Annotated in this window: 12 protein-coding genes; all 12 read right to left on the bottom strand. The window is 25.0% G+C overall.

Annotation, left to right across the window (positions count from 1 at the left end; translation table 11 throughout):
- Positions 1–85: 85 nt before the first annotated feature.
- A complete protein-coding gene (locus Q5O44_RS06615) occupies positions 86–2,197 on the bottom strand; it encodes a Z1 domain-containing protein (protein ID WP_022167612.1) in 2,112 nt (703 codons plus the stop codon).
- Between the two features lie 28 nt (positions 2,198–2,225).
- Positions 2,226–2,903 carry a hypothetical protein gene (locus Q5O44_RS06610; RefSeq protein WP_022167611.1) on the bottom strand — a complete coding sequence of 226 codons (678 nt, stop codon included), beginning with the start codon at positions 2,901–2,903 and terminating at the stop codon, positions 2,226–2,228.
- Positions 2,904–2,940: 37 nt separating this feature from the next.
- Positions 2,941–3,141 carry a hypothetical protein gene (locus Q5O44_RS06605; protein WP_022167610.1) on the bottom strand — a complete coding sequence of 67 codons (201 nt, stop codon included), beginning with the start codon at positions 3,139–3,141 and terminating at the stop codon, positions 2,941–2,943.
- Between the two features lie 391 nt (positions 3,142–3,532).
- Positions 3,533–3,943, bottom strand: coding sequence for a hypothetical protein (locus Q5O44_RS06600; RefSeq protein ID WP_022167609.1), 411 nt, complete (start codon positions 3,941–3,943; stop codon positions 3,533–3,535).
- 205 nt (positions 3,944–4,148) lie between these two features.
- A complete protein-coding gene (locus Q5O44_RS06595) occupies positions 4,149–5,108 on the bottom strand; it encodes a YafY family protein (RefSeq protein WP_022167608.1) in 960 nt (319 codons plus the stop codon).
- Positions 5,109–5,214: 106 nt separating this feature from the next.
- Positions 5,215–5,499 carry a hypothetical protein gene (locus Q5O44_RS06590; RefSeq protein WP_022167607.1) on the bottom strand — a complete coding sequence of 95 codons (285 nt, stop codon included), beginning with the start codon at positions 5,497–5,499 and terminating at the stop codon, positions 5,215–5,217.
- On the bottom strand, positions 5,486–8,032 hold the full coding sequence (locus Q5O44_RS06585) for a hypothetical protein (RefSeq protein WP_302637527.1): 2,547 nt from the start codon (positions 8,030–8,032) through the stop codon (positions 5,486–5,488). The genes Q5O44_RS06590 and Q5O44_RS06585 overlap by 14 nt, the downstream gene beginning before the upstream one ends.
- Positions 8,033–8,140: 108 nt before the next feature.
- Entirely contained in the window at positions 8,141–8,392 is a 252-nt protein-coding gene (locus Q5O44_RS06580) for a hypothetical protein (RefSeq protein ID WP_022167605.1), read from the bottom strand.
- A 31-nt stretch (positions 8,393–8,423) separates the two neighbouring features.
- Positions 8,424–8,636 carry a hypothetical protein gene (locus tag Q5O44_RS06575; RefSeq protein WP_022167604.1) on the bottom strand — a complete coding sequence of 71 codons (213 nt, stop codon included), beginning with the start codon at positions 8,634–8,636 and terminating at the stop codon, positions 8,424–8,426.
- Between the two features lie 268 nt (positions 8,637–8,904).
- The gene (locus Q5O44_RS06570; RefSeq protein WP_022167603.1) at positions 8,905–11,034 is read right to left on the bottom strand and encodes a DEAD/DEAH box helicase; all 2,130 of its coding nucleotides are present in this window, start codon (positions 11,032–11,034) and stop codon (positions 8,905–8,907) included.
- A 277-nt stretch (positions 11,035–11,311) separates the two neighbouring features.
- Positions 11,312–11,644, bottom strand: coding sequence for a WYL domain-containing protein (locus Q5O44_RS06565; RefSeq protein ID WP_022167602.1), 333 nt, complete (start codon positions 11,642–11,644; stop codon positions 11,312–11,314).
- Positions 11,645–11,862: 218 nt separating this feature from the next.
- Positions 11,863–12,378, bottom strand: a complete 516-nt coding sequence (locus Q5O44_RS06560) for an HNH endonuclease family protein (RefSeq protein WP_022167601.1) — start codon at positions 12,376–12,378, stop codon at positions 11,863–11,865.
- Positions 12,379–12,425 lie beyond the last annotated feature (47 nt).

The following is a 12,425-nucleotide window of genomic DNA, read 5'->3' as shown; positions in this document are numbered from 1 at the left end:
AGTCCCGATAAAATCATTTTATAGCAGTTTCTTATAATTAATAATATCTAAATAACTTTAATTTCATCACATAATAATATTTATACTACTTTAACAATTCAGAAGTATACACAGCAGTTTGAACATTTTGTTGGGTTACTATAACAGGCCAATAGAACTCTCCTGACCTCCATTCTGAATCATCAGAATTTTGCTTTAATAACATAAGTGTTGGTTCATCTACTGCCATATCTTTAGATATTCTTAAATCAGTTGTACCACTATATGGTGTATCTGAAAAAGATAATCTAGTTTTTCTTTTTCGTGCCATATTTCTATTAGTTCTACAATAAACATTTACATAATTTTTACTTAAATAATTTATTAAAGATGTAAATGCTTTTTCATCTATACAACTTGAATTTTCTATCTCTATAGTTTTATATATTAAATTAATTACTTTTATAGTTTCATCTTTACTTAACTTAAATTCACCATCTAACCTATTATTGTTATTACTCTTTATTATATTATCTATTTGTGTTAAATATCTATTAATATTACTTTTGTATCCAGTTTGAAATCCTACAATGGTTGTTGTTTTTCCCGGCTTTAATACTTGTGTATTACTAATTAATATTTTTTGAGGTGAGCATGGAATAATCTTACCATTCTGGTCTTTACTTATAAAAATTACACCATGCTCTAAATTACCCTCTTCAAAATCTTCTCTAAGCTTACTATCAAATTCATTAATATTGGACATTCTGTAATAAATATCGTTGGTAGTATAGAATCTAGTTACAGCTAAATCCTCTTTGCTTCTATATCCATACATTCTTGAATGCTGCAACACAGTATCTTGTTGCATTTTTTGTGGTGATCTACCATAATAGAATCCAATAAGATTAGCAATTGTTATTCCTCTATCTAATATTTGTCCACCTATAAATATATTTAAAGGTGTTCTAAGCCTTAATTGCCCATCTTCATCTAATAATGCATTAATATCATTTTCTGAATTTACTATAACTCTAGTTACCCATTGTTCTTTAATAGCTCTTTTTACATATTTATTAACTTCCTCTAAAGAAGGAACATCAAACCCATATATATTTACCGAATTAGCTAAATCATTATACCCATCTTCAATATACTTATCTAGAAGTTTACTATCATATTTAACTTCATCCTCTAATTTTTCAATTAACATACTTATTAAATTTTCCTGTCTATTATGAACTGCTTTAGATATCTCAGTATGAATAATAAAACTAAATTTATTTTTCTTTCCTCTCGGATTTCCACCATTTTGAATAATTCTTATACATCCAGCTACAATAAAATTAATTATTGATGTTCTAAGTCCTATTACCTTATTACTAGTTAAAACTTCCTCATCTTTAAATCTTCTTCTATCAGAACTTTTAATTATTTGTAATTCATTTTCTTCGATAGCATGAAATAAATATTCTCCTAATGGATGTTTATCTTTATCAAAATAATATTCTCCACCTATATAACCATTACCATGTGGTACTATAACAGTATCTGCTGGTTTTACTGGTCTAATATCCTTTTCCCCACCTAACTCAATAGTTTCTGGCTGTAAATATAAAGAATATGGAGTAGCTGTTACTTGTATAAACTTACACGTAAGTTGTAATCTTAAATCATTTATTTGCGAAGCTATTCTTCTTAAATCAAAATCCTCAGTATCCTTATTTTTATCATAACCAATACTACAAAAATCAGCTTCATCGTCTATAATTAAACACTTCTTATCCTTATGTAAAGCATATTTTTCTATAAACTTCATAAGCCTTGGAATATTATTCTTTTCCTTCTTAACAACAATAATCATCTTTTTATCTAATTCAAATTGTGACATATTAGGTGGTATACACATAATATCAAATATTTCAATAATATCTTCATCTCTAAAATCATAAAACTCTTGCTTCATTCTAGCTGTAGTTTGTTTTGCTAAAGCATTTGAATTTTTTGTTAATACTACAGCTAAATCATATCCATTATCAAAAGCTAACGATATAACTCCAATAAAAGATCTAGTTTTACCACTTTGTATCTTTCCTAGCATCATTAAAGGTTTATCATCTATCTCATCAAGTTTCTTTACAGTTTCTATTACACAATTTAATGTTTTTTCATTATATTCTTTACTTTTTACACTAAAGAATTCCCCATCTAATATCATAACTTTCCCTTCTTAAATTTTATAATTATTAATATACTTCATTAAATCCTTTAATAATTAAATAAGCTATAAACTTAATTAAAGAATCTATTTTATTTATTACGTCCTTACTATCACTTACAATAGCTTTTCTTATTATATTAGAGCTATTTTCACTCTTAATAAAAGCAGCTACCTTATATTCATTAATACTTCTCATATTTCTAGCTATATCATCAATTTTAACTGTAAATATTACTTCATTTCCTGATATTCTTATTATTTCACTTAAATTAAACTGACAATTAATTATAGGATTCTTGTCATTAACTTTATAATATATTGCTAATAAAACCTTATCATCTTTATCATTATATTTACACTCTACTTTGTAAGATTTATAATCTACCTTTACTATAGTTGTAATATCTTTATTAAAATAATTAATTTTTATATCACTGACTTTATAAGTATAAGTACTATATGGAATACTTAAATTGTTATAATTTTGATTATCTTTTTTGTTTTTCTTTTTTCTCCCTGGTGGTAAAGGTATAGAATACATACATCCCCTCTTTGTATAACAACTTTCACCATACTTTGTAGAAAGAGTATTATAGCAAATTTCATTTTTCCAAAACTTACAGTTTACAAAGTCAACCTTGTCATAATCTTTCTTTATATACTCTATGTGTGCAGATACGCCCTGCATTCTATTTATTCCCATTGCTTTCTCCATTAAATATTAATTATATATAAAATCTTTACATTAATTTTGAAGCTTCACGCGCTATTTCTTTTAATCTTTTATATATCTCTTCACATCTAGACTTTATATAGCAAATCATACCTGCATGCTTAATAAATTCTTTCTTGTCCATATTTTTAAATTCATAATCTAAGTTGCTTTTAGCTAATGATATAGCTTCATAAAATCCACTTCCACAAGGTCCAAATCCTTCCATTTCATCACTAAAAATTGAACTTACTTGAGTTAACTTAAACTCTACTTTTTCCCCATAAATATAATCTTCTGCTATTATCTTGCTTCCACTTCTATTCCTTCTTATATTTCCATAAGTACATTCACATAAATAAGCCTCAAGCCCTATAAATTCTTTAATTAATTTACTGCCTCTTTAGCTAATTCTTTTAATCTTATTTTATCTTCCATAATAATTTTCTCCTTTGTAATGTAGTATTTATCATCATTCTTTACAATTTTATCCTGTCATATTTAAAGCTAACAATCTTTTTTCCTTTACAACTTTCAATAGTTCTCATAAATCTAAAACAGCTTTCAATACACTATGAACTTGTCTTTTTTTAATATTCCCTCACTTAATCTTTATAAAATTATTCTTCTAACTCCAAAGCTTCTCTTTCTATTTCTTCTAATCTTTTATATATCTCTTCACATCTATATTCAGCATATTTTAAATTACCAACATATTCTTTAAATTCTGTTTTACTTAATCTTTTAAAATCATATTCTAAATCAGCTTCTGCTAAACTTATGGCTTCATAAAATCCAGCAGAACATGGTCCCCAGCCTCTCATTTCAAGTGTAAAAATTGAACTTATATCTGTAAGTGAATATTCTATTACACCATCAAATTCATCATCAACTTCAATTATTTCTCCATCTTCTTTTATAGACACTGATCGTAAAGGATTGTGTCCTAACGTTCCAGCTTCTCCTCTAAATTCCTCAATTAATCCTGCAGCTTCCTTTGCTAATTTCATTCTTTGTTCTAATTTACTCATTTTATTACCTCTTCCCATTGATTTATTATATGTTTATATAATAAATCCTAATAGTGACATATATGGTCTCTTTAATATTTTTTTAATTACTTCATACTTTTTTGATTGCCACTATTTTTAACTATTTGAATAATTCGTTGGCCAAAAACTTAACCTTACTTATATTATAAAAGAGTAGATGTCAGCATAATTGACATCTACTCTTTTATTTATATAAATTTTGTACTTTTTCTATTTCAACTTTAAGTTTTTCAATTAAGTATTCTGGATAAATCACTTTTACTTCAGCACCTTGTTTTAAAATCCATCTTACTAACCCTGTATTTATTCCTACAGAAGTGCTAATAATAAAACAATCTCCATCATCTAAACATTTACGAATATCTATTCTATCTCCAAATTTCTCTATTACTGAATTTATTAAGTTTTTATTTACTTTTAATTCAACTCTTTCAACTTTCTCCGCTCTAAACATATCAAAATTTATTAAACCATAATCTTTTAAATCTATGTTTTCTTTATTGTCATGAAGCTCCTTAATTATTATTTTATATAACCTATCAATTCTATAATGTCTTATTTCTTTAATTTCATTAAATCCAATTAAATAATACCTATTATTATAATAATAAATTTTTTTAGGAATAAAATATTCTACCTTTCTCCTTTTAATTATTTTTTTATAATCATCCCTAGTTGTATTTATAAACTCAATAGTTTTTCTTTCTGTAATAGCATTATGTAAATCAAATAAATTTCTAGTAACATCTATTACACCAGTATCTATCGTTTCTGTAATAACTGAATTTCGTAATATTGCTCTATCAATATATGAGATATTAGATAATATTTTTTCTTTTATATTTCTTTTATAGTCATTTTTAATAAATTTATTACTATATAAAGAGTCTAAAATTACTCTACATTCTTCAATTGAAAATTCGCTTTCATAATGATAACAACTAGTATTATATCTAGCTTTTGTTTCAATTATGTTATATCCGCTATCGATTAACGAGTTTATATCTGATTTCACAGTATTTCTTGTAACATTATGTCCTTGGACTTCTAATAAATCTATTAACTGACTTATCGTAAGTTTATTTTTATTATTAGTTTTCTTCTTTAATAATTCTAATAAAAATATAGTTCTATCTATTCCCATATTGTACTCCTTGTAAATTAATATAGAACTGTTGCTATATCAACTGCATTAACCACTTACTAAATATTCAACCTTATTAAATATACTCACTATATTTTAATTATAATCAAATACAGTAATTGTTTAAATTTTCTACTCTTGTATTAGGTGATTCTTCATTTATTGCTTTTTTTAATGTTGATTTATCTACTGTTTCTTTCTCAAACATTGCATACCACGTATTTCCAAAAGTATATACAACAGATTTAGCTTTAAAGGCTAACTTTGGTATATCTAATACATTAGTCTTATAAAAATCACTTTTCTCATCTTTAGATAATCTGTATATGTCAAAATCCTTATCAATATTTTCCTTATTAAATTTTGCTATTATCTTATTATTTATAATCACCTATTACTTCCCCCTTTAATAATTCTAATGCCTTAACATTTGGAGTTCCGTCATTATTAATTAGTGATGGTATTTCTATTATCATTCCATCATTTTGCTTATGCTCTGAATAAATATTATCGGCTATAATATTTATTATATAAACTCTCCTTCCATTAATTTCAGTAAGCTTATTTTCAATTTCCAGCTTATAATCATCTCTATTTTTTTCTTGCCTGTAACTTTGTTTCCAATGCTTAAAATCAATATAAACGCCTTCTGAAATTTTAAAATCAAAAAACTCATAGTAATCCGCTTCTTCTATTTCATTTAACTTAATATTTAATTCTTTTTCTAATATATACTTTCCAGCAACTTCACCTAAAGCACCCTTATAAATATTATTAAATAATACTGGGCTTAATATATATCTATCTTTCACAAAAGTTGTAGCATATCCATTACAAATAAAATATTCTTTTAACCCTTTATATTTAAATATTGATGATAACCTTGCTTCATCTTCACTTACCTCTGAAACATATCTGTCAATACATCTTTCACTATTTTCAAATATTACTTTATCATTATTAAAGTCAATAACAACATCTGAAAAATCACCTTTCTGTGCATACAAATACTTATTAGTTTTATCATAGCCTTCAATATATAAGTTTTTTATTACATCATTGCTATTATATATCTCTTCATTTGCTGTTGGATATTTTAATACTACTTCTCTTAAATCTCTCCATAACTTAATACTGCTTTCCGTCCATCCACGAGATAATATTCTCATTATAAAATTTTTACCTTTAGAAGAAATTCTTTCAGCCCTGTTCAATACTTTTTCTTCATCTTCATTGTATTTATAGCCAATCTCATTTACAATATTAACAAAAGCTTTCATCTCAGGACTTAATATCTTTTCTTTTAAGCAATTTGTATCTACCTTACTTGCTAGCTCTTCTACTGTGTAAATATATATATTATGATTTTTTACATATGTTCTACACATTCTACCTATAGCTTGCATGACCTCTTTTGTAGCTTGTCTTTTTATACTCTTTGATTTAGTAAGTTCCTGATACTTATAATTAAATTCACTACTTTTTAAATATCTATTAAATCCAAGTTTAATTAAATCATCTAATGTTTTATAGCTTATTTCATCATTTTCATATAAATATTCTATCTGAAAAAAATACTTTAATAAACTCTCCTTATCCAGCCCTTCTTCATTATAAATATTTACTGCAATATTTGTTATATCACCTAAAAAAATAGCATCAATATCTTTCTTACTATATCTTGAATCATTATTCTCAGCACCATTTCCTAATCTTATAAAGTTTTCAATATTACTAATATGATACTGTAAATTTTGACCTGCTCCAGTAGTTTTATATGATGACATTATAAATACTTTTTCACCTTTACTAAGCTTTTCTAGTATTCCTTTTTTATCTTCCTCAAAATTCTCACTTCTAAGAACAATAAGGTTATCTTCATTTATATCTCTATCATAATAATTAGATAGATCTTTTATTGCCTCTCGAAAAACCTCTAAGCTAAAGCTACTATTATTACCTTGTACTTTAGGTAGCACACTATTCAGACATAAAAATGATTTAATATCATCATGTAAAACAAACTCTTTAATAGCCATAAAAATATTACAATATCTCTTCCAAATATAATCACCTTCTGTTGCATTAATACTAAGAATAGAATAATATTTATTTACTAAAGTCCTTTTGATAAATATTTCCTTTAAAATATCATCCATTAATAAATTACCTTTATTAAGATTTAATATAGTTGCATTTATTTTTATTTTACCATTATAATATTCATTCCATATAGACTCTAAATTCTCTTGAATCTTTTGATAAGTATCTTTTGATATATATTTAAATTTATCTTTCAATTTTCTTTGCAAATAATCTAAATCATAATTTCCAGTTACAGTTTTTATAGTTGATGTTGCAGATATTCCAATTATCTTTGCCTTATTAGCCAAATATACAATTATTTTTTCAAGTGTATCATTTATGTCTACAAAGTTAAAAACTGTTTCATTTAAATGTTCATCACTATCCTCAAACTCAAAATACTTATAACCATTATTATAAAAGGACATATCTGGAATAATATCTTTTTCCATATCTTTGACTAATGTATTTTGCGTTAAGTCATTCATTAAAAGATTTATCTGACTTTCTGATAATGAAAACTCTCTATATATGGTTTTAGAGGCATTCTCAATAGTAAATTGATCTTCTTTACTACTTCTTTTATCATTTATATAATTTGAATAATTTTGTGATAAATTTAATACCATATATCTAAATTTATTTAAAAAGCTACTTATGTTTCTGACTAACGAATATATTATGATGTCATCATATTTCCTATTATTGTAATATTGCTCTTTATTTTCAAAATATATATTTACCCTATTTTTATCTTTATCTAATGCTGCCCTTATATAGTTGTAATTGTTTCTAAACAAATAATAAGATGGCTCTACTAATGCGGTGTTTTTTACCAAAAACTTATCTAAACTTAATAAGTATATTTTATAATCATCTATAAATACAGTTGGATATATTTGAGCTATCCATTTAAAATCATTCTCACTTCTTATTACTTCTCTTCTTTAAGATGGCTCTTTAGGAAGATTCTTTTTTATTATATTAGTAATCTCTTTTCTAAATTTAATTTCTAAATTAGCTTTTATTTCTTTCTCTATATTCTCTTTAATTAATTTACTAAAATATTCTTTATTAGATCCAAGCTTTTGTAAGGTCATTAGGTTATCCTCTATCTCCTTAACTACTGGTGTTTTAAATTTATCTGGAATTGTAGTTTTTAAAAAGTTTTCACATAAATAATCATAATTAGACTTCACCAATATTACATCATTTGAGTAATTCTTATTATCATTTTTTATATATACTTTTTAACTCCTCACCTGGAAGGTTCTTCTTAAGATTTGTTATAAAGAATTGTTTTTTATTTCCTTCATATTTATATATGTAATCATATATTACTCTAACAGAATTATAGGCTTTACCATAGCCTGTAGGCATATCTGCTATTAATAACCCATTATTATGCGGTGAAATTATAAAATCTAATAGTGCATTTTTCATTATTACTTCACTGACACTTTATTTACAATTATACACTTATTTTGTGTTATTTTATAACTTATTTTAGCACAATCTTTAAAAGAAACTGTATTTTTTTGATGAAAATAAAATTGGTTTTAAAATAATGAAATTATTAAGATAAATATGAACTGTTAAAAGAATTGTGTAATATCAATTCTTTCAACAGTCCCGACTTGTCCTTATACTAATTTTTCTAAAACTATAAATACTAATATCCTATATAATTTTTAATCTATTAATGTTATAACTACTCCTCTAGTTCCGTATCATTAGATTCTTTGGCTACTCTTTTGAATTTAAACTTAAATTTGCCATTTGCATTTATAGCTTGTACTATTTCTGAGTAAAGCGGGTAATCCCCAATACCGATTAATTTTACCCAACACTTTGCTCTAGTTAATGCTGTAAATAATTTATTTCTATATGAAATATCTTCTTCACGCTCTGCTATATATTCAGCACCAATTACATAAACCATTGGTGCTTCATTTCCTTTTGCTCTTAATATTGTTGATATTGTTACAGCATTATCCTCCCAATACTTTTCTTTTTTTTCATTTTGCCAACGATCTTCTTTTAGAATATTTGCTTTACTACATGCAGGAATATAAAAATTTATATTTTCATAATTCAATCTACTAGTAATCTTATTAATATATTTATCTTTATCTAATTCATTTAAAATAATTACTAGTATATCTCTTGAAGGATTTAACTTTTCAATATTTATATCATACACTATACATTCAACTAACCTATTTACTGCCTCATCTTCTGTGTTATATTTTTCAAATGAAAAACATTCTCCTTTATAAAAATCTCTTATAGGATTTGGTGAATTTTCTTCTGGTCTTACTAGTACAATATCATTGCCACTTTTTTTAAAATCACCTTTCACGACGTTATAGCCTATATTTTCCCAATCCTTTTGAGTTGTATATCCTGTTAACATTCCATCTTCTCTAAAAAAACCCATTCCAATTGCATGAGCTGATGTTAATATTTGATGTGGTGTTCTATAACATTTACGCATAATTTCAGATTTTCTTATTCCACCTTTATATACTCCAGTAACTAAGGATGAATCTCCAAATATTTCTTTACTTGATGGTATCTTTGTATTATTTAAACTTTGTAATTCATCATATGCCCATATAATTCTTCTTAATTCTTTGCCATTATCACTTTTTATAGGCTTTATCGATTTATAACACATATAATAAAATGATTGCTTATTATTATATTTATACTTTTCATCTCCTACTAAATCCTGACCTTCATCAATAAAAATTGCATCAAATTCTTCTTTAAGATTTCCTTTTTTCTCTTCAAGCAATCTTTTTGAAATATAATTAATACTTACTTCCGGTGGTACAAAGCCACCTAAATCATTCTTAACATCTGATGCATTTAAGAATTTACAATTATTTATTTCAGCAATTTCTCTATATATTCCATTAACCTTAGCACTTCCCCATGCATGAAGAATTTTTAAGTTTGAATTCTCATCATATGACATTTCACCATTAGTAAATGCTTTTATATACATATTGATATTATTTTTAATAGTGTCATATAAACTTTGCGTAAAGAAAGTAATAGCTATTTTCCAATCTGGATGCTTTAAATGCATATATACAGCTTTTTGGCAAATTAATAAAGTTTTACCTGATCCCGCTATCCCTCTTATTCTTTGTGGCCCCTGAGCAATACTCTTAGATATTCTTTCTTGTTGAATATCTAAATCATATATTTTTTGTTTGACATTATTTAATATATCTAGCTTTGTTCCCTTTGGAATGTCCATATTAAGACTCTCAGCATAATTTTGTTCATATCCCATTATTGATAACATATTACTATATACTTCATCATTTAACTCCATTGTAGCTTGTAAATTAAATATTTCATTTATCTTGTCTATTAATTTACTGTCATTTAAATCATCTTTAAACAATATATTTTTTTCATTTATATTGTCTAATATACCTGCTTCATAAAAATCATTTTTACATATATATGGTAACGCCAAAATACCTTTTGATTTATAATTTCCTCTTACAACCCTATTAACATCTAACCTACCTCTTAATGCATATATATAATCATCAGATTGTTCTATTTGTTCTAATATTTTTATCCTGCCTTTCTCTTTTATTTTATCTAATGTTAACTCTGAGACTTCTATTTCTATAAGACCAAGTTTTTTATCAATTAATAATATATCCGGTTCTTTACGTTTCTCTCCAACATTAAAAAATAGTGGATATTTATAATAACCTAACACCTCTCTATTACTAAATGCTGATTTTACTACTTTCCATAATATTTGCTCCCCTTGTTTAAACGGTTCTTCACCTTGAATAAAATTACTCATGTTTCATCCCCACTTTTCTATTCTACAATATTTATAATTAACATTTATAATTTAATTATAAAATATTATTTTATATTTTTATGTCGAATTTCGTCATTAAATATTTTTTAATCATCTTTAATATTTAGTAATAGAAAACCATAATATCTACTTATAGTAGGTTTTATAAATTCCGTAACCTTTAAAGCAAAGCACTTTTGAATATTCCATATAAATAATTTTCCTTTTTTAAAACTTTAATTTTTTTATAAAATTATTTTTCTTACTATCTAAAAAACTATTTGTAATTATTAAGCACTTTTTTATGTTCTTTAATTACATCTTCAATCAATTCCTTTGGTTCTAAGACAGTACATGATGTTCCCATTCCCATAATCCATGAAATAATTTTTGTTTTTCCTTCTACAGTTGCAGTATAAATAAGATATCCCTCTTCCATATAATCTTCTATATGCTCATCTTGTGTCCAAGAATATTCTTTAAAACTCATTGCATATGGATAACTTATCCTTAATTTTATTTCATATTTCTCATCTTTAAACAATCCAATAGTATTTTTCAAATAATTATTTAAATCAAAATCATCTTTTTCAAACTTATCATCTAGCAAGCTAATTCTCTTCTTGTAACTTTTTTTCTACTTCTAAGAATTGCTAACATTCTAAGCGCATTATTTACTTTTCCCATGTTTTCTCCATATTACATTTATATATTTTCAAATACTAATTTTCTTATTACAGTGGATATTTAAGCGTTATTAGTTATAAATATTTTTATTAATGCTCAAAAAAGCAGCTATTATTTAGCTACTTTTTTATGCTTTATTAATTAATATTTATTAGATATTAATATCTTTAAAATTTTCTTTTGTCTTTCATCTAGTATATCTTTATTCCATAATTCATTATTTTGTAAGAATATTTTACTAGAATTGAACACATCTATACTTCCACTTAAATACTTTTTCTTTTTATCTTTAAAATCTAAATTGCTTAATGAACTATTCTTCTTTTTACTAAGCAATACCAAATTAGCTAGTTTATTAGTCCAATACTCTCTTTCTTCTTTTGAAAAATTTTTAACCCACTCACTATCTTCTTTAGGGTTTTGAGGCAATACGTGTTCTACTGTAATATATTTATGATTAGATAAATGTAGCGTATTATCCCCCATTAAATATTCTATTTTTAATAATAAATATTTAGCATATTGTTTTCCATATATATTACCTTGTAAAATTATATTAAGGCTCTCTAAATCAACCTTAAATATTTCATTATTTTCAAATAATTCTTGTAAATTTTCTAACGTAGTTTTTTCTATAGCCTTAAGTATTTCATTCATTGCATCCAATCTTTGGTGTTAGTATAAAGTAGTGGACACATTAAATC

This window comes from Clostridium sp. CAG:221 (genome assembly GCA_000435835.1).
Classification (GTDB): domain Bacteria; phylum Bacillota; class Clostridia; order Clostridiales; family Clostridiaceae; genus Clostridium.
Note: the sequence above shows the minus strand (reverse complement) of the source record. Positions and strands in the feature narration are given on the sequence as shown.

Excerpts from the sequence above, each read along its gene's own strand:
- Q5O44_RS06610 (WP_022167611.1), bottom strand. The coding sequence starts at position 2,903 with ATGGGAATAAATAGAATGCAGGGCGTATCTGCACACATAGAGTATATA.
- Q5O44_RS06560 (WP_022167601.1), bottom strand. The coding sequence starts at position 12,378 with ATGAATGAAATACTTAAGGCTATAGAAAAAACTACGTTAGAAAATTTA.
- Q5O44_RS06570 (WP_022167603.1), bottom strand. The coding sequence starts at position 11,034 with ATGAGTAATTTTATTCAAGGTGAAGAACCGTTTAAACAAGGGGAGCAA.
- Q5O44_RS06605 (WP_022167610.1), bottom strand. The coding sequence starts at position 3,141 with ATGGAAGGATTTGGACCTTGTGGAAGTGGATTTTATGAAGCTATATCA.
- Q5O44_RS06595 (WP_022167608.1), bottom strand. The coding sequence starts at position 5,108 with ATGGGAATAGATAGAACTATATTTTTATTAGAATTATTAAAGAAGAAA.
- Q5O44_RS06575 (WP_022167604.1), bottom strand. The coding sequence starts at position 8,636 with ATGAAAAATGCACTATTAGATTTTATAATTTCACCGCATAATAATGGG.
- Q5O44_RS06600 (WP_022167609.1), bottom strand. The coding sequence starts at position 3,943 with ATGAGTAAATTAGAACAAAGAATGAAATTAGCAAAGGAAGCTGCAGGA.
- Q5O44_RS06615 (WP_022167612.1), bottom strand. The coding sequence starts at position 2,197 with ATGATATTAGATGGGGAATTCTTTAGTGTAAAAAGTAAAGAATATAAT.